Consider the following 24,815-nt stretch of genomic DNA (forward strand, 5'->3'; position numbering starts at 1 on the left):
AATTTGAGTCGTTCCCCCTCACTATCTGGCTGGTTTCAGCAATCTGTAGCCACCGGAGACGCCGCTTCCCGCGGCGCTCTGGTGGCTTTAATCTTTCTGCAGGTGTTCCGCGATATCGCACTTATCGTGGCCTACTGGGGCTTTTCCGCCATGATTGCCCAATGGGTAATGGAAGAAAGTCCTGCTTCAACCTCGATGCTCGTACTTACCCTTGTCAGCCTGCTGCTGGTGTGGCTGAGTCAGGGTCTGTCACTGTTTCTGAATCATCGATTCCGTTTGGGCCTGCTGGCGCAACTGCAATCGCGGTTGTTAGTTACTTTTTCCCGTCAGCAGCACGCCTTGGTGCGTCAGCATTCGGCTTTTCACTGGCAGACCTTGTGGCAGATGCATTTGCCTGCTGTGGTGAACTGGCATTTTGATTACCGAGTGCAGCAGATGGTGGCCGTCGTCGTGCCGGTAATTGCGCTAGTGGCGATTTTGGCGGTGAATTTGGTGGTAGGGGCGAGCCTGCTGATCACCTTGCCCATTGTACCGTTATTTATGGTGCTGGTAGGTAAAGGCGCTGCTGCCCAGCATCGCAAACATTTCATCGCGCTGGAAAGGTTAGGCCGCCTGTTTGTTGACCGTGTGTCGGCACTGCCTTTACTGGCGATGTTTCGGGCGCACGATGCACAACGTAAACTGTTGGACACCGCCGGTAACAGCCTGCGGGAGCGCACCATGAAAGTGGTGTCTATTGCTTTTCTCTCTACCACTGTACTGGATTTCTTCTCTACTCTGGCAGTGGCGTTGATTGCCGTTTATATCGGTTTCACTCTGCTGGGTGAATTTGATTTGGGCGAATCTATTAATTTGCAGCAGGGCTTATGGCTGTTGCTCACTGCACCGCTGTTGCTCTCTGAAATGAAAAAGCTGGGTCAGTTTTATCACCAGAAAGCCCAGGCTGAAGCTGCCCGGGAAGCCATGGGCGATATGCTGAAAAACGATGAGTTGTCAGCGTATGACGCGGAATTCTCGTCGCTTTCACTCACCGGCGAACTGACTACGACGCCGGATCTGCGTACCGAACAGCTGAACTTGGAAACCGGAGACTGGGTGCGACTTGGTGGCGAATCCGGTGCCGGTAAAACCGTGTTGATGGAGCTGCTAAGCGGCCAGCGTCCGGGCCTTGATGCGTCGGTCACTCACTACGCGCTGCTCACTCAGACTCCGGTTATCCTGCCGTTTTCCGTGCGGGAGAATCTTACGCTCGGCGGTGATTTTACCGACGATGTGCTTAGTCAGGTACTGGCCGAAGTCGAGCTAACCGCCTGGGTGGCTTCACTGCCTCAGGGGCTAGATACGCCAATGGGTGAGCATCCACCACTTTCCGGTGGGCAAGCTCAGCGATTGGCGATTGCTCGCTTGCTGTTACGCAAAGCGCCAGTGTGGTTTCTGGATGAACCCACCGCCCACTTGCCGCAGGCACAACATGATGCCATCAGTGCACTCATTCATCGCACCTGCGGCGATGCTACCGTGATTTGGGCATCACACAAACCGCTGCCTGAAGCCTGGTTTAACCGCAGTTGGCAGGTTGCAAACGGGGTGGTGTCACAATGAGAAATATACCGTTCATCAGTTTACTTTTAGCTATCCTGCACACCACGTCAGGATTACTCATTCTTATATTTTCATCATGGTTTCTCGCTGCTTGCGCGCTAATGCCGGTTAATTTTAATTACATGCTGCCTGCTGTGATTATCCGAGCCCTCGCACTTACCCGAATTGGCGCCGGTTATGGCCATATGTGGCTGGCCCACCATGACTTATTGGGCCGCACGACTTGGTTGCGCAGCGAACTGTTCAATCGCCTAAGAAATCATATCTTGCTGGAAAAAGCGGGGGATGTGGAAAAGCTCGCCGCACAAACTGAAATGCTGTCATCCGTGTGGGTGGGCTGGGTAGCCCATCAGGCCAGCGCTGTGGTGCTGGTACTGCTGTCGGTTTCTGTAGTGACGTATCTAACATTGCCCGGTGCGGCTTTCATGTGGATCATGGCCGGACTGTGGCTGGTGATCAGCCTCTGGCTTGTGTACTTCGGGCTGAATAAGGCCGCCAGTCAGGCGAAAGACGAGCAAGCATTTCGTTATCAGTCTGAACATTTCTTTGCTGCCAGCAGCCTGTGGCATCTGCAACTGAATGAAAATAACCAGCAGTTTCGCAATGCGCCGCAGCTTTCATCAGTATGGCAGAATCAGCAGACGGTGGAATCCGCCGGTCAGTGGGGGTTGTGGTTCATTCACGGTGCCGCTATTGCAGCCATTGGCGCACTGTTCTGGAGTAATCAGCAGGACGGCTTTGGCGACGCCACGGCGATCATCGTGCCTATTCTGCTACTGAGTATTGCCGACTGGCTGGGGCGTCCTGTGGGCACGGCGGCCCATTTGGGTAAATACCGGCAGGCGGCACAGGCGCTGAAGCGGGACGATGCTGCGCCATTACCGCCTATGGTTCAGGGCGCGCCGGAACAGAAGATTGAGTTGCAGTATTTTCAGGCACAGACCATGCCTCACGGAATATCTGCGACACTACCGGTTTCCGGGCTGGTGGTCTTACTCGGCGCCTCTGGCTGCGGCAAATCTTCGCTGATGAAAGCGCTGGCAGGTCTGGTTCCGGCTCACGGCGAATTGCTGTTTGACGGCAGTACCGTGGCGGCTGGTCGTCGTGAAGGCTGGGTATATGTGGAGCAATCGCCGCGTATTCTTGAAGCCACGCTGAAAATGAACCTGAATCCGGCTGAGAAAACGATGACTGCGGAAGCAATGTCGCAGGCACTGGCGCAGTTTGGTCTGCAAACGCTGACCAATACTGATGAGTGGCTGGGGCAGGGCGGACGTCGTCTCTCTGGCGGTGAATCTCGCCGATTGTCTATGGCACGGGCGCAGCTAGCCGAACCTGATGTGTGGCTGGTGGACGAGCCTTTTGAAGGACTGGATGAACGTAACCAGCAACTGGTTGAAGCGGGTTTGTTGCAAGCCGCTGAGAATAATTTGGTGATTGTAGCTACTCACGTTCTGCCAGCGAAACTGGCTGACGGGGCCGTACAAATTATTGAAATGTGACAGCTAAGACTGCACACTCTGCTAATACAATAATTCAATGCCGGTATGCTGATAGCGCTTTCTGAAGCGCCCGTCATGCCGGACCTCAGGCGGGCGGAGACTCACCTTGCATTCTCATAGTCATCATCACGGTCATTCTCATGGCCATCACCATCATCACGATGTGAGTGATTCGCAACGTATCGGCTGGGCGTTCTGGCTCAACTTTGTCTTTACCATTATTGAGTTTATCGGTGGCTGGCTTACCAACTCCGTAGCCATAATGGCTGATGCCGTACATGACTTAGGTGATTCCCTTTCTATCGGACTGGCGTGGTACCTAAGTAAAGTGGGTCATAAGCAAGCTGATGACGAGTATACCTATGGCTACAAACGTTTAAGTTTGCTGGGTGCCATGATTAACGGTCTCATACTGGTGGTTGGTTCGGTTTGGGTGCTTTCTGAAGCGATTCCACGGTTGTGGGACCCAGAAATGCCGGTAACGGAAGGCATGATTGGTCTGGCTATTCTGGGAATTGCAGTAAACGGTTACGCCGCTTACAAGCTTTCGGGCGGCAGTTCTATGAACGAAAAAGTGCTTAACTGGCACTTACTGGAAGATGTGCTCGGCTGGGTAGCCGTATTGATTGTGGGCATTGTGTTGCACTTTGTTCACTGGCCAATCCTTGATCCACTGCTATCTGTACTGTTCACGCTGTTTATTCTGTTCAATGTGGTTCGATACGTTATCGACACAACTAAGTTATTTCTACAGGGCAACCCTGATGTAGAGAAAAAGCGGGAAATTCACGATGCGCTGATGTCTGTCGAGCACGTGAAAGCCCTGCATCACGTGCACTTCTGGTCGCTGGACGGCGAACAGCACGTTCTCACCGCCCATGTCGAATTACAATGCGACATTGATGCTGACACCAATCGCCGACTGAAAGCACAAATCAACGATAAGCTGGCAGATTTTGCATTAGCCCACACCACCATAGAGTTTGAAATGCCCGGTGAAGTCTGCCGCGATCATGACGACCACGACCACGACCACGACCACGACCACGACCACGACCACGACCACGACCACGACCACTAGATCGTGGAGAGCAGGGGCATTCGAAACACGCCGTGAATACATCCATGTAGGCTCGGCTGCCGCATCCCTGCGGCAGACGGTTTCGAATGCTCCCTGCTCTCCACTGAGATGGTCGTTTTCGCACTTGCACTCGAAACTCGCCGTAAAACCGTCCCTGGGCTAAGCTTTTATTGAGAATACAACCGCATCCATGCGGTTGACGGTTTCGAATGCCCCTTCAATTCAACGTGTAGAATCGAGTACATTTACTTTTCAATGCGCATGCATATGCGTATATTCGATTCTGTACTACGGATCTGGAGACGCTATATGAATACCCTGTATGATCAGAATGCACCTAAAAAAGCCACTAATCTGAGTGTTAACAGCGATTTATTGAGTAAAGCGCGAGGAATGAATATTAATCTGTCGGCAACGTTGGAACAGGCTTTAAAAGAAAAACTAGCCGCAAGCGAAGCTGAAACATGGAAAGCTGAGAATAAAATTGCGATGCAGAAATACAACGAGTTGATCGAAGAGAATGGAAACTTCAGCGACGAATTCAGAGTATTCTGATGGCGCAGTTCGACGTTTATGCCAATAGCAATCGGAATACGAAAAAGGTATATCCCTTTATTGTCGACATTCAGCATGATGCCCTGTCGCATCTGGCTACACGTCTGGTTGTGCCATTAGTCAATGCCAGTAGAAAACCGGGAATGGTAATGAGAAAGCTGACTCCGGAAATAGTCATAGATAAATCCGTTTTCATCTTCATGACTCCACAGCTTGCAGCAGTGCCTGTTGAAATGTTGCAATCGCCTCTAGGCTCCCTCAGTCACTCACGACACATGCTGGTGGATGCGATAGATTTCGCTGTCACCGGTGTATAGTTCCTAAATTTAATCTTGGCTGCAGAGTATTATTCTTCATGCAATGTGGCCTGTTCCGACAACAAATTGACCCTGCCTAACAGTTTTTTTGAGATTCCCTTCAATACACTGAATATCAGAATACTGGCATTACGTAGCTAACGTGCCTGTTCATATTAAAACAAGTGAAAAGCTGATAAACCGAGGGAATAATCATGAATCATTTCAAACCGCAACACCTTGCCAGACTGGTAAGTGGTGTGCTTGCAGGTTCGTTGCTGCTGCCGGGGCTGGCGCTGGCACAGGACGAATCTGATACCCAAAAAGAAGAAGAAACAGTCTTTGAGAAAGTAACCGTAACCGCGACCAAGCGTAGCAACGATTTACGTGAAGTGGCGGGTTCAGTCAGCGCCCTGACCGGCGATATGCTCTCCGAAATGGGCGCGGAAACCCTGGGAGATTATATTAACCGCTTGCCGGGTGTACATTTTAACGACTATCAGCCCGGCGTATCTGAAGTGGTTATCCGTGGTGTCTCAGCGTCAACCTATCACGAGCAGGGCCAGACTACAGTGGGATACTTTATTAATGATATTCCACTAAGTGAAGCGGGCTGGCCGATTGTTCTGCCAGACGTTGATACCTTCGATTTACAACGGGTTGAGGTACTGCGCGGACCTCAGGGTTCACTGTATGGTGCGGCTACCTTGGGTGGATTGGTGAACTATATCGCCAAAGAGGCGCAGACAGACGGTATTGATGCTGCGGTAGAAGCGTCCCTTGGCTCTACAAAAAATTCCGAAGACGCGAACTACTCTGTGAAAGCCATGGTGAACCTGCCCATCATCGAGGATACCCTGGCTGCACGTTTTGTTGTGCTGGACCGTTACGAAGGCGGCTATCTGGATAACGTGGGTACCGGCGTTGATGCGTCTAACAATGTGGAAGTGAAAGGATATCGTGGTTCACTGGTGTATACACCCGCGGAAGGCACAAAAATTTCACTGATGAGTATGTTCCAGGAATCGGATCTAGATGACCAGACATATGCCACTTATCCCACGTTGACCCGCGATACGGTTGTACCTGAACCGCATCATACCGAATTTACCCTGCATTCACTTCGCGTGGAGCAGGATCTGGGTTTTGCTGACTTAACCTTTCTTGGCGCACTGGCTGAAAAAGACAGCCTGATTGTTTTCGATTATTCCCTTAATGGTTACCTGCAATCGGATGTAGGTACCTGGTCAGACGGTTTTGGTCATGCAGACAGTGACCATCTTGAGCTGCGGCTTACATCTAAAGACACCGGGCCACTTAACTGGATTGTAGGTGTAACCCGCTACACCAGTGAGAAGCGCTCAAACGATGCGGTTTATCAGGCTGGCGCTGCAGACTATATCGATGCAAACCCGGATTTATTTGGTGGCTTCTCCGGGGATTTACTGGCACCTGACGATTATTTCTCTCAGTATCAGGTGGCACAGGATAACGAGGATTCGGCTATTTTCGGTGAAATCAGCTATGCATTCACACCGGATCTGGAAGTAACGCTTGGCGGACGCTACTTCGATACCTCCAGCGAAACCTATATCACAAGACCGCCAGGCGCCACGTTTGCGGGTGTCTACACCAGTGAAACGGTAACCTACGGTGGTACTTCAGCTGAAACCGGTTTTACACCGAAAGCGTCTGTGAAATATACCATTTCAGACGATCTGATGATATATGCCAGCTATTCTGAAGGTTTCCGCGTGGGTGGTACCAACCCGAATCCACCAGGGTTAACAGCTAATGCACCACAAACCTATGAGCCGGATTCCACTAAAAACTATGAAATCGGTACCCGATACGACCTCATGGATAAACGTTTGTTACTGGATGCTACCCTGTTCCGTATCAACTGGTCTGATATTCAGGTTCGTCTGTTTACGCCGGCTCCTGACTATCTGGCTTATGTAACCAATGCTGGTGAAGCACAAATTGATGGTATTGAGTTCTCAGCCGCATGGCGTCCGGTAAATATCTTTGAATTCAACACCAACGTGACTTATCTGGATGCTGCCATTTCAGAATTCCTGCCTGATACCTTTGCCGCTGGCGGTGGTTATGAAGCGGGTACTACTCTGCCGGGCGCATCGGACTGGACGGTGGCGAACAATGTGACCCTGCACCTGGACGATGTGGCTTTTGCGCCAAAACTGTCTCTGGCTCATCGCTATGTATCTGCGGCACCGGTTGCGTTCCGTTCGGTCACTCAGCGTGGCGGCTACAATATGGTTGATTTCCGTGCGGACTTCGCGCTGACAGAAACGACCAAACTGGCGTTATACGTGGATAACCTGTTTGACGAATATGCCATTCTGAACTCGCCTTTTGGTGATTATTACCCCGCGCCATTGGCCAGTGTCACCCGTCCTCGTTCTTTCGGGGCACGGATAAGCTGGTCAATGTTTTAAATAAAAATAAAATCTGACGGCAGCATGCCCGCTCGACTGAGCGGGCTTTTTTATATGTAAAAAACGTTATCGCATACAAAAAAGCCCCGGCAGTGTTGTGCTGTCGAGGCTTCAAACTGTGACGCTTCAATAAGTTAGTCAGGCATGTTCAGGCCAGCGCTGGGTCCACAGTTCAGCGGCTTCCATTTGAGTTGCTAAAGTCAGAAGTAAATCATCCTGGCCGTAATCAGCAGACAACATCGCACCAATCGGAATGCCCGACTGGCTCATGCCCATGGGCACGCTGATACTTGGCGTGCCGGTCAGGTTCTGGATGGGCGTATGGCTCATATAACCAAATAGTGCTTCCCAGAGTTCATCGAATGCACGGGTAGGCGCCAGATGACCAAGCGGCGGAGAAACGGTGGCATTAACTGGGCTCAAGACTACATCGTACTGTTGGTGGAAAGCACGAAGCACCGCTGTCTGCTCAACGATGACCTGATATGCCAGAGCAAGGTCCGTTGAACCCAGTGTGCTACGGCGTGCATGTAAACCCAGCGTCCAGGGTTCAAGCAACGTATCTATTGGTATGCTGCCACAATTTGCAGCAATGCTATCGACAATGTCGCCACCAAGATAACACCAGATAGTACCCAGAGACTTCCCAAGGGCATTCACATCGATAGGTTGCGGTACAACGTCCACCTGGTGGCCCAACGCTGCCAGTTTATTTGCTGTTTTCGTAATGGTGTTTTCGACTTCGCTGTCGGGTTCTACACTATTGAGGCCCTCCATTACCACCGCAATGCGCAGTCTGGTTACTTCAGGCTGTGTGGCAGGAAACTGAGACGGACGCACCCAGCGGGAGGCCCAGCATACATCACGCATGCTGCGGGCAATCAGGGTATCGTTACATAAGTAGTCATCAACGAAGTGATGAGGCCGGGCACGTAAGTTGTAGTCGCGGGTGGCTTTAAAACCTATGACACCGCAAGACGAGGCGGGCATTCTGATTGAACCTGCTGCATCGCTGGCATGGGCGAACGGCACCATGCCACAGGCAACGGCTGCGGCGGCACCACTACTTGAGCCAGATGTCGAATGGGCGAGGTTCCAGGGGTTGTGAACAGGTCCGCTTAGCACAGACTCACCGGACGCTAACAAACCAAACTCCGGCATAGAGGTCATGCCTACGGGCACCAGTCCTGCTACATCCAGTCGGTTGAAAAAAGGTGATTTGTTCACGCCCATGCGGTTGGCGGCAGAGCGTGAGCCACTCTGTAGCGGAAAACCGGGATATTCTGCCGATGCTTTTAGCAAATATGGCACTTCCTGCATAGCAGCACCAGTTGTTACCGGACAGGGAATGAACTCTGGTTCCGACGTGACGGCTTTTACGGCGGGATTCAGCTTTGCAATACGGGCTCTGGCCACTTCGCCGAGTGCGCCTGGAGGTAGCGCTTTGCTGGCAATTAATGCCGCCTGATCGTGTGCGTCCAGCCGGGCTATGTGCGTCACATCCGACGCGGAGAGTGTGATTAGGTCTTTTTCTGACATTTTTAAAGCTCATACAGGCAAATTAACTGGCTACATTCAATCATGGCTGTGCAACAAGAACTGTCGTTAAGGGGTCGGCTTTTATTCTGAAAGGGCCAGAGCGCTAACCGTATGATTTAAATAGGCCTGCTCTGAAAAATGTGTGGCCCGGACACGCACGTACAGGGGGGCGTTGCGTGGTAGGTTTTTCATATGTCTTATTGCGCATGAAAATCAGTATGCCTAAATCAGTTCAGTTATTTGCCAGAAAGCCGGTTGAGCCGGTATCAGACCAACCACTTAACCGGGTTATGGGGCCTGTACAACTGGTGCTTATCGGCATTGGTTGTATTGTTGGTGCCGGTGTGTACGTTATTACCGGTCCGGCAGCCGCCGAATATGCAGGGCCCGCCATTATGCTGTCATTTATTATGGCAGCCTGCGCCTGCGGTTTTACCGCCCTTTGCTATGCCGAGCTGGCTTCAATGATGCCGGTATCCGGTGCGTCTTACTCCTATGCTTATTCAGCGCTTGGTGAAGTGTTCGCCTGGGCGCTGGGCTGGATGCTGATGCTTGAATTCTGGCTGGCCGGGTCCGCGCTGGCGGTGGGCGCATCTGGTTATCTTGTCAGCCTGTTGCAGGATTTCGGGCTATATCTTCCTGCCTGGTTAACCACTGCTACGGTAGATGCGGTAAAGACCGGTAGCGATACCGCATTCAGCGTGACCGGCAATATCAATCTGCTGGCCGTGGTGATTGTGGCGGCGGTGTGTTCTGTGCTTGTACGAGGCGTACATCAGTCTGTGGTAGTTAATACCATTATGGTGATCATCAAAGTAGGTGTACTGCTATTATTTGTTGCTTTTGGTTTTAAGTATGTGGATACCAGTTTGTGGCAGCCTCTAATCCCGGAGAACGAGGGGGGCTTTCGCTATGGTATTGAAGGTGTGTTCAGGGCTGCGTCTATTCTGTTCTTTTCATACCTGGGGTTTGAGGCCGTCTCAACCGCTGCACTGGAGGCCAAAAATCCCCGCCGGGATGTGCCAATAGGTATTCTCGGCGCGCTGGTGATCAGCTGTTTGCTTTATATGGCAGTGGCCATGGTGCTCACTGGTCTGGTGCCGTTTCGTGAACTCGGCGTGGCCGATCCTATCGCCCGGGCTATTTCGGTTATCGATGAGCCGGTGTTGAATCTTGTGATTAAGATCGGTGCGCTTACTGGTTTACTCTCAGTATTAATGGTGAATACCTACGGCCATTCACGGATTTGTTTTGCGATGTCCCGGGATGGTTTGATTCCGCCTGTTTTTAGTGAAGTAAGTGCTCGCTTCAAAACCCCGCTTAAGGGTACGGTGATTGTGGCAGGGTTAGCGGCGGTGGCTGCTGCATTACTACCTATCAGTATTCTGGCTGACCTGGTCAGTATCGGTACCACTTTTGTTTTCGCCACGGTGGCCATTTGCGTTATTGCATTACGTAGTCGTCAGCCGGATATACCACGTTTGTTTAAGGTGCCTCTTGGCGGTGTAAGAGTTGGAAAAGTCTGGCTGGGCACTACCCCGGTGTGTGCGCTGATATGTTGTGCCGTGATGGTGGCACCAGTATTTATGGATATCTTTCAGCGTGCGAGCAACGGCGATGTCATTCCGCTCATCATTCTGCTGGCTTATCTGGTCGTGGGAATTGCAATTTATGTGAACTACGGTGTGAAAAAATCGCGACTGCAGCAGCGGCTAGCTCAGCTCTCTGAGAGCTGAGCGTCATTAAAGTATTTGCTTGGCGGCACGCCGAATGTTTTGTGAAAAACAGAGGAAAAAGCACTGACACTGGAGTAGCCCACATCAAGGGATACGGTGGTGATGGGCGTGCCTGCCGAAATGCGCGATAGCGCCTCTAGCAACCTCACCTGCTGTCGCCAGGTGGAAAAGCTCATTTCTGTTTCTTGTCTGAACATTCGGGTAAAGGTGCGGCGACTCATGCTGGCGTCTGACGCCCAGTCATCCAGATCTTTATTCACCGAGGGATCCTGCAGAAACTGCTGACACACTTTCAGCAGACGCTTTTCTGTAGGCATTGGAATAAGAAGCGGATCCACCGGCATGCGCTCAATTTCATCAAGGATGAGCTGCATAATACGGCCGTTACGGCTGTCGACGTCATACAGCATAGGGATAGAGCAGGCTTCCAGAATCAATTCCCTCAGAAGCCCGGATACGCCCATTACCTGACATTGCGCAGGAAACCGCTGCTGGGTAAAGGTGTCAACATATAGCGTACGCAGAGATACATCGCTCTTGCAGAATACGGTATGGCGCACCCCAGCTGGTATCCATAACGCACGCTGGGGAGGTAGCACAAAGCTGCCGGTTTCTGTTGTGATATTAAGCACGCCCTTGGATGCGTAAACAACCTGATTGCGCTGGTGACAGTGCCAGTCATCAACATAGCCGCAAGGATATTCGTCTTCCAGTGAAGCCACTGGTCTGTCAATAGACTGCAACTGAGCGCTACTTTTCATATCTGGATCTTCGTTCATCTAAATGATTATTCTTATCATATAAGATGCACAGATCGTACCGTCAGACTATTTTTTCTGCTGATTAAACCAGGTAACAGGCGCAGGCTTTTGGTTAGGCCAGACTTCACTGAGTGTATCGGCCTGATAAATCCGTCCATTCTTAATTACCTTCTCAAGCTGGCGCATGTTTGCCATGTTTTGTCGGGGGTCAGCCGACAGAATAAGCAAATCAGCATACTTACCCGGTGTGATACTACCAATCAGGTGATCCCGCCCCAGCGCTCTACTGCTGCCCATTGTAGCGGCATAGAGCACCTCTAGCGGGGAGCCATGGCCGGAAGCCAGCGCTTCCATTTCCCACAAATAGCCAAAGCCCTGAACTTCACCATGACTACCTACAGCTACTACACCGCCCGCTCGCTGAATATTTATGGCATCGTCAGCAAAGCGGGGATAAGCCTGATTGTCATGGGGTTGCCAGCTATTAGCCTGGCGAAGTTTATTATTTATTAGAGCTGGTGGAAGAAAACGGTGCACCTTTGCATTGGTGTGGGGCAAGTGCTCGGCGATAAAGTCGCTTAGCCCGGGCTTTCCACCATACAGTACTGTGAGTGTAGGGGTATATGAAGTCTGGCTGGCGGCAAATAGCCCAACGATATCGTCATGGAGCGGACTTACCGGCAGATTGTGTTCGTTTCCGGAAAAACCATCCAGTGCGTGGGTGAGATTGAGGCGTAGATCAGACGCGCCTTCGGTAGTGGGCATCATGCCCAGTTCAGCGGCGGCTTCCACCATGTACTGGCGGCGTTCACGCGGCCCCACCATGTAAGATTTAAGATTGCGTGTGCGATAATAGTCGCGATAGCGGGTGAGGACGCCGCGTGCTGCATCCAGTGAGTCAATATGGCTGTTTACAAAGATACCGGGGCCAGTTGAAAACGCTCGTGGACCAGGCATTACACCGGCATCAATCATATCCTGATAGCTGAATACATCCACGGTAAATGGTTGTACATCCAGGCCGCTGGTTACCCCATTAGCCAGGTTCGCGAGAAAATTCCACTGATTATCTGTGTCGAGAATCCCTCGCTGAATATCGAACCAGTGCGCGTGGGCGTCTACCAGTCCTGGTGTGATGTACTTTCCATTTACATCAATAATATGCGTACTTGCGGGCACATCGAGGGAGCCCACAGGACCTACTGCTGCAATCCTGTTTTGTTCAATCAGGATATCTGCCTGTTCAAGCACGTCCTGCTTTTCCATGGTTAACACCGTGGCACCACTCAACAGAATACTTCCTTCGGGGACATCCCGCGGTACGGTGACAGAAAGCGATGTAATTTTTCCTGCCGATTCGGCATCAGAGAACCCCGATGCCTGCAGTGAGGCAAAGTTTATCTGATGAAACTCACTGCCGACTGTCCAGTATAAGGTGTTGCCGTCGGACGACCAGCTTACGGAATCTGCGCCGATGCGGGTTAATTTATAGTGGGGCACAGTAGGTGTCGACAAATTCACCGTAGGGGTTTCGCCATTACTTTCAGGTATGCTGACAAGGTGTAACTGAGAGGCATTTTTGACTATTGCCCAGTCACCTTGCGGCCGAATTTTAACGCTGGTCACCGGCAATGGGTTATCAATGTATTGAGAGAAATGCTGACCGGTGATACGCAGTAGTGGCGCTTTCTGTCGGCTTGGTAGATCAACTACCTGTAAAGCAACACCGTCGTAGTAGAACAAGGTTTCGCCATCTTCCGATTGCTGCAGCGAGACTGCCCCGAAAGCCGATGTAATGGTAATAAGCTGTCGGGTGGCTAAATCGATGCGAATAATGTCCCAGGCCACGTCGTTGGCCAGTTCATTTACCCGGTTCAGGCGTTCAACGTGGCTGCTTCGAAGGGCATATATCGATTTGCCGTCAGCAGAAAAAAGCGGATGCGCGTAATAATCAGCAAACTGAGTTAATCTAACCGGCTTCCCGTCAGGCGCTTTCATCCAGATATGGCCCGCCGTGCTAGCCTTCCAGTTTACAAATGCCATGTTTTTGCCATCCGGCGACCAGGTTGGCTGGAAAGCGCCACGCCCGACAGCACTGATTTTAGCTGGTTGCCTATCATCAGACAGGTCTTTGATGTAAAGCTCACCCAAAGCCGAAAACGCCACCTGAGATGCATCCGGTGATAATGCCGGAAACTGCGCTATCCGCACTTTCACCGGACCAGTTTCATCGGCTACGGCTACCCGGGTTTGCTGACCTAGCGGTAGTGACAACGCCGCTTTGAAAGGAATGTCGGTGGCGCTGCCATTTGCAATACTGATACGGACTAATTTGCCGTTTACGCTGGTGATAAGTGATTTATCGTCTGGGGTGAAGACGAGTCTGGGAAGCAAGCTTTTATAATAGCCTCCCTCATGACCATCATGATCAATACCCGTCATCAAGGTTTTTTCACTGCCTGTTTTCAGGTTACGAAGCCGCAGTACGGTGTCTTCTCCCATGCGGGTTCCGTATACCAGCAATTCGCCATTGTGAGACAGTGCCGGGTTCATGGCTCCACCGGGAGCGCGTACCAGCGGGGTTTCTTCGCCAGTTGTCAGATCACGGCGGATCACAGACCAGTGGGGCATCAGGTGCGGCGACCAGGTATGTCCCAGTTTATGGGAGTAATAGAGATATTGGCCGTCCGGGCTGGCTACGGTGCCAAGATTATTATGACGGTCGTCGAACCCTTCATTCCCGCCGGGCTGGGCCTGAGTGATTGCATAACCTTCACCACCGTCTGTCGGGTACGCGTGAATGTGAAAAGCCAACATGGCATAGCGCATTTGCGAAACCATGACTGTATTGCCATCAGCCATCCAGGCTGGCGAACTGAAAACCATGGCATCGCTGTTATGGGAAAGTTGTTTCAGTTGACTGCCGTCAGCATTCGCAATCCAAAGGTTATTACTGCCGGAACGGTCACTGATAAAGGCAATTTTACTGCCGTCCGGTGAGAATACCGGCTGGGATTCATAGGCGATGCCAGTGAGCAGTGGCTTAGCGCTGCCGCCTGAACTGGGGAGTGTATAGATGTCGCCGAGTATATCAATCAACAGGGTTTTGCCATCGGCAGAAATATCCGGATTCATCCAGGTTGCTTCAGATACCACACTTTCGTAACGACGCTCGGTTTTCAGCGAAAGGCCTTGTGAAAAACATGGCACACTTGCCGCCGCCAGAATTGTTGAAAGCAATAAATGAGGAAGGTAGGGGGCGCACCGGCGGACTGACAGCATCATGAATTTCTCTGGTATATGGTTTGATAAACCACGATTGAAGCATGTCATTAAAGGATAAATCCAGTGTTTGGCCCGTTAAGCAAACACATTGGCCCTGACACAGGTACGTTATCTGGCGAGTTTGGCATAGTACGCCAAAATGCCGTTTTGTAAGGAACATTCGTGTACGCTCCAGCGCCCTTTTATTCATCCTCGTTTAAAGATGCCAGTCAGATTATAGAGAAAACAACAATGGGGACACTCGTTCTTGTTGGCTCCGATGGCATGTCTGGCTCACCCCTACCATTTACAGTGAGCTCTACTTCTGAGGGGCTGCGTTTATTCGGACATTTAGACAGGCAGAATCCGCTGGCAGCGGAGCTATCCAGTGCGCAGTCGGTAATGATCATCTTCTGGGGTGCTGGCAGTTATATTTCTCCCTCTTTTTACACCAGTTCGCCTCGTGTGCCGACATGGATGTTTGCAACGTGTCATGCCTATGGGGTTACTCAGGCGATAAACGATGAAAGCGAGCTGAATGACGAAATGGTAAGACTTACCCAAGAGCTTGAACCTGAAAATTCCGGCTGGAAGCTTGAACAGGTAGCATCCTATAAAAACCGACTGCTTCCGGCTATTCAGGGTTTCTGGGTGGATGTGACGAGAGTGGATAGTCAGTTGCGGCACGGACAGCACAACAGCGATGAAGATCAGTTGTCGGTAATGACAAGCCTGCAAAATGGTAATAAAGATGCTCAGGGCATGGCGAACTGGATAAAAGGCTGGAAAATACAGTAACACAGGCGTTAATACGCCTGTGTTTCACGCAGGATTAAATCAGCTTATCGATGGTAATGGGTAAATCACGCACCCGTTTTCCGGTGGCATGATAAACCGCATTGGCGACAGCTGCTGCCAGGCCGGTAATACCAATTTCACCTAAGCCTTTTGCTCCCACTTCACTGAAGTTGTAATCCGGTTTATCCAACAGGATCACGTCCAGTTCATCCGGCATGTCGGCATGCACCGGCATAAGATACTCAGCGATATTATTGTTGGTAGGGCGACCAGTGCGCTCGTCATATTCGGTATGCTCGAACATCGCCATACCAATACCCATTACCACTGCGCCCGCAACCTGGTTGGTAGCAGTTTTGTGGTTAATGATTTTGCCCACATCAATCGCGCTGACTACCCGGGAAACCCTCAGGTCAGCAATTTCCGGATCCCACTTCACTTCAACAAAGTGCACACCAAATACCCGGCTTGAGAAGCCTTCTTTCATAGCTGCATCGGAACTGCCTTCGCCTTCTGCGCTGGCCAGCTTCTGTGATTTCAGGATGTCTGTGAAAGTGGCGGTAGTGCCGCTCCCATTGCTAAGCACACCATCGGCGAAGGTCAGATCCTCTTCGTCAGCATCGGCAAACGGCGCGTTCTTCATTACCGCGTAGGATTTTAGCTCTTCAACAGCTTTGTCGCAGGCATCCTTCACTGCCGGCAAGACGCTGGCGGTAGCCCAGGAACCGCCAGACAGCGGGCCATCCACATATTCTGAATCGCCAATTTTTACTTCAACGTTTTCAACATCCACGCCGGTAGCGGCGGCGACGGCCTGAGCCATCACATTGTAGGTGCCGGTACCAATGTCCTGAATCGCACAGGATACCCGGACCTTTCCGTTGGAAAGAAAGGACACGCTGGCCTTACTGGGATTTTTCATCGCGTCCCAGGCGCAGGCCGCTACGCCCCAACCAAGAATATCTTTGCCATCGCGCATAGAGCCGGGGTCGGGAGTTCGCTTGTCCCAACCAAATTTAGCCGCGCCTTTATCGTAAGCTTCAAGAATGTTTATGTCAGACCAGGGGAGGTCTTCGGTCTGGTCCTGGTCTGTATAATTCCGTCGGCGTAATTCAAGGGGATCCATTTTCATTGCCACGGCCAGTTCGTCTATAGCTGACTCTGAAGCGAACAGGCCCGGCGCAGCGCCTGGCGCGCGCATGGAAGCCGGGCTGCCCGTGTTCATAGGAATCACACTGTTCGCCACATCCACATTGGGGCATTTGTAAAAGATGGGGGTAATCACACCGGCGCTTTCCACCCGGGTATCAATTTCTGAAGTGCTGTTCAGCGTATGATGGGAAATAGACGTAAAATTCCCGTTTTCATCTGCACTCACGCGCAGCGTTTGTTCCGTACTAGAGCGGTGACCGGTTGTGGTGAACATCTGTGCACGGGGCACCATAAAGTGAACGGGCTGCCCCAGTTCACGGGAAATAGCCGCTGTTGCGAAACAGTGTGGCCAGGTAAATAATTTACCGCCAAAACCGGAACCAAGAAATGGCGTTTTTACCACCACATTTTCCTGCACCAGGCCAAATACCCGTGCAATGGTATTGCGACTGAACGTTACGCCCTGGGTGCTTTCGTATACGACTAAACGACCATTTTCCCAGTACGCGGTGGTAGCGTGCATTTCCATGGGGTTATGGGTTTCAATTGGTGTGGTGTAGGTGGCTTCGTGGGTGTAAGCCGATTGACTAAATGCCGAAGAGGCATCTCCGCGACTCTTTCCCACAGGCTTTTGTTCCTGCACCTCTACGCCAGCAGAGCGGGCCTGACTGATTGACGACACCGGTTTGCTGTCTTCACTGTACGAAACCTTAATTTTCAGGGCAGCTTCACGGGCTTTGGCAAATGTATCTGCTACTACATACGCCACCATCTGTCCGGCGTAATACACCTTATCGTCTTCAAAAGGTAAGCGGCTTTCATCCACTTTTAAACCCTTCTGCATGTTGCTGGGTGCCTTATAAATGCGATCAGTAAAGTGATTGTGATGAAACACATCCACCACACCAGGCATTTGCTTCGCTGCGCTGGTATCAATGCCAGTTATCTGCCCTTTGGCGATGGTGCTGTACACGCCATAACCGTACAGCATGTTTTCAAGATGATGGTCGGCGGCGTACATGGCCTGACCGGTGAGCTTTTGCGGGCCATCAATACGCGGCAGCGCTGCGCCTAATACTTTTGCGTCTTTCATTTCCATCTGTCTGGCCTCCTATGCGGTGACGGTTTGCAGGCTGCGTACCACAGCACGTTTACCAAGGGGAATTTTAAAAGCGTTCTGCGATTGTGGAACTGCGCCTTTAAATGCAATTTCAGCTGCTTCTTCAAAGGCTTTATCTGAAGGGGGTTTTCCAATCAGGGATTGTTCGGCTTCAGTTGCGCGCCACGGTTTGGTTGCAACACCGCCCATAGCAAGGCGTGCCTCTTTGATGGTGCCGCCCTGTACTGACACGATGACCGCACTGGACGCCAGAGCAAACTGATACGATGCCCGATCACGCAGTTTAAGGTAGTGGGACTGATTGCCCGCGATAGGCTTATCCAGGATCACGTGGGTGATGAGTTCATCAGCGGCCTTCGTATGTTCTTCCTGGGGGGTATTACCGGGTTTGAGATGGAAATCGGTAAACGGAATTTCTCGTTCGCCTTTAGGGCCTTTTACCACAACGGTTGCACCAATGGCCGCCATGGCTACACACATATCAGACGGATGGCTGGCAATACAATGCTCGCTCGTACCGAGTACGGCATGCACTGAGCGGTTATGACCACCAATCGCTGCGCAACCGCTGCCAGGTTCTCGTTTGTTGCAGGGGGATACACCGTCGCGGAAGTAGGAGCAGCGCACTCGCTGCATCACGTTACCGCCGGTGGTGGCTTTATTACGAAGGGAAGTCGATGCGCCGGACAACAGCGCTTCAGAAAGTACAGCGTAATCATTCTGTACAACTGGATGATAGGCTAACGCAGTGTTAGACACCAGTGCGCCAATTTTTAAGCGACCATCAGCCAATTGTTCAATATCGTAAAGCGGCAGACTGTTTATATCGATCATGGTCTCTGGCTGCATTACATCCAGTTTTACCAAGTCAATAAGTGTTGAACCACCGGCGAGGAAGGCATTGGCCTCGGCACCCTTGGCAGAAACAGCCTGGGCAGCATTCTCAGCGCGTACATATGAAAATTGTCTCATATTCGCCTCCTATGCGGTTTCGCTGGCTTGCTGCATGGCAGCCAGAATATTTTTGTAGGCACCGCAGCGGCATATATTGCCACTCATCGCCTCTTTCCAGGCTTCCGGGCTGGCCGGGATGTCATCACTGTTTAGTACATAGGTAGCTGTCATCATCTGTCCGGCAGTACAGTAACCGCACTGATAAGCATCACATTCGTGAAATGCCTTTTGCACCGCACTCATCTCGTCATTGTCTGACAAGCCTTCTACCGTGGTGATGTCATCACCATCATGCATCACTGCCAGAGAGAGGCAGGAATTGATAACTTCGCCATTGATATGCACGTTGCACGCGCCACACTGGCCGTGGTCACAGCCTTTTTTGGTGCCGGTAAGAAGAAGGTCATCCCGCAGCACATCCAGTAATACGGCATTGGGAAGCACGCTAATGTTTCGTGCACGGCCATTCACATTCAGATTTATTGCCACTTTACTGGCAGCGTCAGGATCAGCCTTCGTGTCAGATTGCTGCTCGTAGGCCATGCGCTGTGAGGCACAGCCACTTGCTGCAACAGCAACGCCAGACACGCCGACGCCTTTTAGGAAATTTCTTCGTGAACGGGACGCGCTGAAGCTTTTAAACGGCTTTCGGTGGGGGCTTGCTGGCCTTGTCTTTTCACTTGCCATGAATGACTCCTGATCTGTTTGTGGTGTTAATGCCTGGTAATGTGACTCATACCGGAAGGTGGTGTGTAAAGCTGAAACCGGTGTGAAAAACCTGTCTTAATGCCTGATGGATGTGTGATGACTACGACCTTCTTTACATTCGAAGATCAGTTTCAAACATTACATTTGGCTATTAACAGACAGTTCTGTCCTATCTGCCTGACCATTTTTTCTCACAGTCTGTTTGCAGCTTGTTACCCGAAATGTTGCTCAAACTTTGTGTAGAAAGAGTGAATAAGCAGCATTGTTAAAAACCCTTTTTTACATCTACATCTTTTGTTCTATTTACAATTATTTAACCTTTAGGGGGCTCACGTGTCGGTCATATGCTCATAAATTGGCAATTGCTTATTTCTAGTGGATTTAGCTCTTCATTGGCACGATGAAAGTGGGGCATGGCGTTTGTATCCAACAAGCGTACCAAAGACGTGCTGATGTGGATGCTGTCTACCAAGATGCTGCCACCAGTAGGCGTACTGGTACCTATCTACCTGTTGTTCCGCGACTTTGATCTGCTTGATACCAAGCTGGGTCTGGTAATTGTGATGACGCTGATTAACCTGCCTATCATGATCTGGATGCTGTACACCTATTTCCGTGAAATCCCTAAAGAGGTTCTGGAAGCGGCGCGTATGGACGGTGCGACACTGGGCTCTGAAATTGTGCACGTGTTACTGCCAATCGCCTTACCGGGTATTGCATCAACCTTGCTGTTAAACGTTATTCTGTCCTGGAACGAAGCATTCTGGACACTCATTCTGACTGCGGCCAAAGCGGCGCCTCTTACCGCGTTTATCGCCAGCTATTCCAGTCCGGAAGGACTATTTTACGCCAAGCTTTCTGCGGCATCCACGCTGGCCATTGCGCCAATTCTCATCATCGGCTGGTTCAGCCAGAAGCAACTTGTCCGCGGCCTGACCTTCGGTGCGGTGAAATAAGGAATTCGTCATGGGTAAAATTACATTAAAACAAGTGACCAAAAACTTTGACGGCCACGAGGTCATCAAACCATTAGATCTGGCTATTGAGCAGGGCGATTTTGTTTTCTTCGTTGGTCCGTCTGGCTGTGGTAAATCTACCATGCTGCGTATGATTGCCGGTCTTGAAGACGTAAGCAGCGGTACTATCGAAATTAACGATCAGGATGTGACTCATCTGCCCCCGGCCAAGCGTGGCCTGGCAATGGTATTCCAGTCGTACGCACTGTATCCGCACATGAGCGTACGTAACAACATTGCTTTCCCACTGAAGCGTGCGAAAGTTGACGAATCGGTAATTAAATAGAAAGTTGAGCAGGTTGCTGAGAAACTGAACCTGAGCGCTTATCTGGATCGTCGTCCTGGTCAGCTTTCAGGTGGTCAGCGCCAGCGGGTAGCAATTGGTCGCGCCATCGTGCGTGAGCCTGCTGCCTTCCTGTTTGATGAACCCTTGTCTAACCTCGATGCGGCGCTGCGGGTTAATATGCGTCTTGAGATTTCTCAGCTCCACAAAGACCTGCAATCCACCATGATTTACGTGACCCACGATCAGGTTGAAGCTATGACAATGGCTGACAAAATCGTGGTGTTCAACGCCGGTAATATTGAACAGGTTGGCTCACCTATGGAGCTGTACCGTCATCCGGTTAACAAGTTTGTGGCAGGCTTCATCGGTTCACCAAAAATGAATTTCATTGATGTGAATGAAACGGTAAATGGCCAGACTGCGTCTGTCTGATAACGCTAACTGGTACATCTGGAGTATAAATAGTGACTACTCAATTAAATCAGGCCAATCTGGCCAGTTTACCGGCGAACGTTAAAGCGCCGTCTTACGACCGCTCAGCGCTGAGAGCGGGCATACTGCACATCGGTATCGGTAATTTCCATCGTTCTCACCAGGCTATGTACCTGCAAAAGTTGTTTGAACAGGGTAAAGATCACGACTGGGCCCTCATCGGTTGCGGTGTGAAATCTTTCGATGTGGCCATGCGTGACAAGCTGGCAGGTCAGGACTGGCTGACTACAGTGGTAGAACTGGACAAAGACGCACTGAGTGCTGAAGTCTGCGGCTCGATGATTGATTTTCTGAATATCGATGCCGATGAAGTTATCGCTGCGCTATGCAAACCTGAAATCCGTATTGTGTCTCTGACTATCACCGAGGGTGGCTATTTTATTGATGCCAAAACCGGTGGTTTTCAGCAGGACCACCCGGACATTCAGGCCGATGTGGCTGACGCCTCACCGGTATTCTGCGAGCCCTTCCGTCAGTGGGTTATCGAAGATAACTTTCCACAGGGTCGTCCGGCACTTGAAGACGTCGGCGTAGAGTTTGTGGAAGATGTGACCGCTCACGAGTTTATGAAACTGCGTATTCTGAATGGCGGCCACGCTGCATTAGCGTTTCCTTCTGCATTACTGTCACTGTTTTATGTACACGAAGGTATGCAGCATCCACTGGTGCGTGATTACGTGCGTAAACTGGTCACTAGCGAGGCGATTCCAACACTGTCACCGGTGCCAGGTACCGATTTTAACGATTACGTTGATCTTATTGAGGCCCGGTTTGCCAATCCGGAAATCGGCGACACAATCAGTCGTCTATGTACCGATTCGTCCAACCGTCTGCCTAAATTCATCCTGCCAATCACGCAGGCGAATCTTGACAGCAACGGGTCAGTAACGGGGACTGCCCTGGTGATTGCGTTGTGGTGCCGATACTGTGCATTCACGGCCGATGAGAGTAATAACACCGTACTCAATGATGAACAGGCACCACGCTTACAGAAGCTGGCGCTTGAGGCGAAAACAAATCCAGCCTCTTTCCTGGCGATGGATGACGTATTCGGTCAATTGGGTCAGAACCCGCGTTTTGCCGAGGCGTTCAGCTTCTGGCTGCAAAAACTCTGGGAAACAGGTGCCGCCGATACACTGACTGCTTATATCAACGGCGACTCAGAGTAGAGCCTTCCCGTAGATTACGGTAAAGTACTTTTCTCCGGATCTGGCCCGGATTGAACCCGGGCCAGATCAGAGTGACTTTAATGCGGTATTTACGGGAGTTTCCGGATTGCACAGCCAATATGCACCTAGCACTGACGAACGTGGTGGTATACCAGTAGAGCTGGTGATATTCGATTGCGACGGTGTGCTGATTAACAGCGAGGTGATTAGCCTTTCGGTGCTGGCCGGTTTGCTGGGCACTTACAGTATTTCAATAGACAACAGCTATTTTACCCGTCAGTTTCTCGGCCGCAGCTTTTCTCATGTCCGTGAAAAAGTCAGTCTGGATTTCGGCGTCACGCTGCCCGATACGTTTGAACAGCACTATCTTTCAACACTGATGCAGCGGTTTGACAAAGAGCTGACGCCGGTTGATGGCATCGAAGACGTTCTGTCTCAATTGAATGTGCCATTTTGCCTGGCCACATCCAGTCATAGGGAAAGAACCGACCGGGCACTAAAAGCCACCGGGCTGGCAAAGTACTTCAGCGATAACATTTATACGGCTTCACAGGTAAAACGCGGGAAGCCTGAACCGGATCTTTTTTTGTTTGCTGCCAGCGAACAGGGTTTTGCACCACAGAATTGTCTGGTGATTGAAGACAGCCTGCATGGCCTACGAGCGGATACCGCTGCTGGCATGCAGGTATGGCATTTTCAGGGCGGCGCACACATGCCCTCCGCCATTGGCGACATCAGTTTGCCCGACGGTGTCAGCAGAGTCGTCACTCACTGGTCTCAATTTTTCTCTGTGTTGCCTGAACTAAGGAATAACATACCATCATGAATTTGCCTCAAGCTAACGATTCCAGACGATTAGACGAAGCGGCCCGGGCGGGCTGGTTATATCATGTTGCCGGGAACACGCAGGACGAAATCGCTCGCAAGCTGGGAGTTTCCAGACAGTCCGTTCAGCGTATGGTGGCACTTGCTGTGTCAGCCGGACTCATCAAGGTGCGTCTTGATCATCCTATCGCTCGCTGCATGGAGCTGAGTCATCGTATCCAGGACCGTTTTGGTTTACAGGACTGCGAAGTCGTTCCCAGTGATCCTGCCGATCCGTCTTCCATCATTGGTCTCGCTCAGGCGGGAGCGGCTGAACTTGAGCGTTATCTTAAGCTTCCCGAACCGCAAACCATTGCTATGGGTACGGGTCGTGCACTGCGCGCCTGTGCCGACGAACTTGCTCCTCTCAATTGTGAGCAGCACCACATTGTTTCGCTGATTGGGAACATCATGAATGACGGCTCTGCGTCATCCTATGACGTGGTGGTTCGGGTCGCCGACAGGGTAAATGCCAAATATTATCCTATGCTGCTACCAGTGCTTTGTCCTACGGCCGAACAACGCCCAGACTGGCTGGCCCAGGATCACATTAAACCTATATTCGAACGTGCTAAAACGGCTGACGCTACCTTTGTGGGGGTGGGTAACATAGGGCCTACCTCGCCAATATTTGTCGATGGCTTTGTCAGTAAGACCGATGTGGATGATTTGCTGCACAAAGGCGGAAGCGGGGAAATGTTGAGCTGGATATTTGACAAAAATGGCAAGATGATTGATTGCGATATCAATCGCCGTGTTACCAGTGTCGAGCTTAGACCGGAGCCTGAAAAACCGGTTATTGCCATGGCTGCAGGGGCGATGAAAGTGGAAGCGATTATGGGTGCAATGAGAAGCCGCCTGATCACTAAGCTTATCACTAACGAATATACTGCAGAGCTCATCCTCAGTAGCGATTGAGTTGAATATAAGTCAGGGGGCTTATGCCCTCTGCTACCCGGCTCTTTACACCATATTTCGTAAAGGTTCATCTGCGGACCTTCAGAAATACGCTGAAAATGCTATGCTGGCACTCCGACATCACAACAAAGATAAAACATGTCAGCAGTTCCTTTTGAAACCACCTTCGATGTACGTTTTTACGAAACTGACGGGCTCGGGCACGTGGGAAATACAGTGCATGTTGGTTGGCTGGAAGCGGCGCGAGATCCGGTGTTTAAACTGTTCCTGCCAGATCTGGATTTATCCCGCTGGCCGCTCATCCTGGCCAGCTACAAAGTCGACTTTCTCCAGCAGATTTACTACGGCAAGTCCGTTACGGTGAAAACCTGGATCGGACGTCTAGGCGGTAGTTCTTTTGATGTGTATCAGGAAATCTGGCAGGACGATAAGCATTGCGCCACCGGAACCACTACGATGGTTCACTTCAATTATGAAACCCAGAAATCAGCGCCTATCCCCGACGACATTCGCGCAAAGATGGAACAGCATTTAAAGGACTGA

At 51.0% G+C, this 24,815-nt stretch carries 18 protein-coding genes and 2 pseudogenes; 14 read left to right on the forward strand and 6 right to left on the reverse strand.

Annotated elements, in window-relative coordinates; genetic code table 11:
• Positions 1-3 precede the first annotated feature (3 nt).
• The 6 genes from ACXAFQ_RS06670 (at position 4) to ACXAFQ_RS06695 (ending at position 7,495) form a co-directional block, all read left to right on the forward strand.
• Entirely contained in the window at positions 4-1,602 is a 1,599-nt protein-coding gene (locus ACXAFQ_RS06670) for an ATP-binding cassette domain-containing protein (protein ID WP_474818899.1), read from the forward strand.
• A complete protein-coding gene (locus tag ACXAFQ_RS06675; RefSeq protein ID WP_474818900.1) occupies positions 1,599-3,104 on the forward strand; it encodes an ATP-binding cassette domain-containing protein in 1,506 nt (501 codons plus the stop codon). The genes ACXAFQ_RS06670 and ACXAFQ_RS06675 overlap by 4 nt, the downstream gene beginning before the upstream one ends.
• Before the next feature lie 106 nt (positions 3,105-3,210).
• Positions 3,211-4,185, forward strand: a complete 975-nt coding sequence (locus tag ACXAFQ_RS06680; RefSeq protein ID WP_474818901.1) for a cation diffusion facilitator family transporter — start codon at positions 3,211-3,213, stop codon at positions 4,183-4,185.
• A gap of 309 nt (positions 4,186-4,494) precedes the next feature.
• On the forward strand, positions 4,495-4,740 hold the full coding sequence (locus ACXAFQ_RS06685) for a type II toxin-antitoxin system CcdA family antitoxin (protein WP_474818902.1): 246 nt from the start codon (positions 4,495-4,497) through the stop codon (positions 4,738-4,740).
• Positions 4,740-5,057: a CcdB family protein gene (locus tag ACXAFQ_RS06690; protein ID WP_474818903.1), complete on the forward strand. Its 318-nt coding sequence runs from the start codon at positions 4,740-4,742 to the stop codon at positions 5,055-5,057. Before ACXAFQ_RS06685 ends, ACXAFQ_RS06690 begins: the two co-directional genes overlap by 1 nt.
• A gap of 194 nt (positions 5,058-5,251) precedes the next feature.
• A complete protein-coding gene (locus ACXAFQ_RS06695; protein WP_474818904.1) occupies positions 5,252-7,495 on the forward strand; it encodes a TonB-dependent receptor in 2,244 nt (747 codons plus the stop codon).
• Positions 7,496-7,633: 138 nt separating this feature from the next.
• Here ACXAFQ_RS06695 and ACXAFQ_RS06700 read toward each other — a convergent pair whose 3' ends face one another.
• A complete protein-coding gene (locus ACXAFQ_RS06700) occupies positions 7,634-9,034 on the reverse strand; it encodes an amidase family protein (protein WP_474818905.1) in 1,401 nt (466 codons plus the stop codon).
• A gap of 218 nt (positions 9,035-9,252) precedes the next feature.
• Here ACXAFQ_RS06700 and ACXAFQ_RS06705 point away from each other — a divergent pair, with 218 nt between their 5' ends.
• Positions 9,253-10,770: an amino acid permease gene (locus tag ACXAFQ_RS06705; RefSeq protein WP_474818906.1), complete on the forward strand. Its 1,518-nt coding sequence runs from the start codon at positions 9,253-9,255 to the stop codon at positions 10,768-10,770.
• Here ACXAFQ_RS06705 and ACXAFQ_RS06710 read toward each other — a convergent pair.
• Positions 10,752-11,531, reverse strand: a complete 780-nt coding sequence (locus ACXAFQ_RS06710; protein ID WP_474818907.1) for an AraC family transcriptional regulator — start codon at positions 11,529-11,531, stop codon at positions 10,752-10,754. The genes ACXAFQ_RS06705 and ACXAFQ_RS06710 overlap by 19 nt on opposite strands.
• Positions 11,532-11,597: 66 nt before the next feature.
• Positions 11,598-14,816, reverse strand: coding sequence for an amidohydrolase family protein (locus ACXAFQ_RS06715; protein WP_474818908.1), 3,219 nt, complete (start codon positions 14,814-14,816; stop codon positions 11,598-11,600).
• Positions 14,817-14,978: 162 nt separating this feature from the next.
• Between ACXAFQ_RS06715 and ACXAFQ_RS06720 the strand changes: the two genes are divergently transcribed.
• The gene (locus ACXAFQ_RS06720) at positions 14,979-15,593 is read left to right on the forward strand and encodes an FMN-binding negative transcriptional regulator (RefSeq protein WP_474818909.1); all 615 of its coding nucleotides are present in this window, start codon (positions 14,979-14,981) and stop codon (positions 15,591-15,593) included.
• A gap of 34 nt (positions 15,594-15,627) precedes the next feature.
• Here ACXAFQ_RS06720 and ACXAFQ_RS06725 read toward each other — a convergent pair whose 3' ends face one another.
• Genes ACXAFQ_RS06725 through ACXAFQ_RS06735 form a run of 3 tightly spaced genes read right to left on the reverse strand, consistent with a single transcriptional unit; the run spans position 15,628 to position 19,506 of the window.
• Positions 15,628-17,844, reverse strand: a complete 2,217-nt coding sequence (locus ACXAFQ_RS06725) for a xanthine dehydrogenase family protein molybdopterin-binding subunit (protein WP_474818910.1) — start codon at positions 17,842-17,844, stop codon at positions 15,628-15,630.
• Positions 17,845-17,856: 12 nt separating this feature from the next.
• The gene (locus ACXAFQ_RS06730; RefSeq protein ID WP_474818911.1) at positions 17,857-18,837 is read right to left on the reverse strand and encodes an FAD binding domain-containing protein; all 981 of its coding nucleotides are present in this window, start codon (positions 18,835-18,837) and stop codon (positions 17,857-17,859) included.
• A 9-nt stretch (positions 18,838-18,846) separates the two neighbouring features.
• Positions 18,847-19,506 carry a 2Fe-2S iron-sulfur cluster-binding protein gene (locus ACXAFQ_RS06735; RefSeq protein WP_474818912.1) on the reverse strand — a complete coding sequence of 220 codons (660 nt, stop codon included), beginning with the start codon at positions 19,504-19,506 and terminating at the stop codon, positions 18,847-18,849.
• 428 nt (positions 19,507-19,934) lie between these two features.
• On the opposite strand from ACXAFQ_RS06735, the pseudogene ACXAFQ_RS06740 reads away from it, so the two are divergent.
• The 6 genes and pseudogenes from ACXAFQ_RS06740 to ACXAFQ_RS06765 all read left to right on the forward strand — a co-directional run.
• Positions 19,935-20,483 (forward strand): annotated as a pseudogene (locus ACXAFQ_RS06740) (carbohydrate ABC transporter permease); the annotation flags it as partial.
• A gap of 10 nt (positions 20,484-20,493) precedes the next feature.
• Positions 20,494-21,240: pseudogene (locus ACXAFQ_RS06745) on the forward strand (ABC transporter ATP-binding protein); the annotation flags it as partial.
• A 53-nt stretch (positions 21,241-21,293) separates the two neighbouring features.
• Complete coding sequence (locus ACXAFQ_RS06750; protein ID WP_474818913.1) at positions 21,294-22,490, forward strand: mannitol dehydrogenase family protein; 1,197 nt, start codon at positions 21,294-21,296, stop codon at positions 22,488-22,490.
• A gap of 106 nt (positions 22,491-22,596) precedes the next feature.
• Complete coding sequence (locus tag ACXAFQ_RS06755; RefSeq protein WP_474818914.1) at positions 22,597-23,316, forward strand: HAD family hydrolase; 720 nt, start codon at positions 22,597-22,599, stop codon at positions 23,314-23,316.
• The gene (locus ACXAFQ_RS06760; RefSeq protein WP_474818915.1) at positions 23,313-24,272 is read left to right on the forward strand and encodes a sugar-binding transcriptional regulator; all 960 of its coding nucleotides are present in this window, start codon (positions 23,313-23,315) and stop codon (positions 24,270-24,272) included. Before ACXAFQ_RS06755 ends, ACXAFQ_RS06760 begins: the two co-directional genes overlap by 4 nt.
• Positions 24,273-24,410: 138 nt before the next feature.
• Positions 24,411-24,815, forward strand: a complete 405-nt coding sequence (locus ACXAFQ_RS06765) for an acyl-CoA thioesterase (protein WP_474818916.1) — start codon at positions 24,411-24,413, stop codon at positions 24,813-24,815.

The sequence above is a fragment of the Alteromonas sp. ABH2_165 genome, assembly GCF_056159945.1.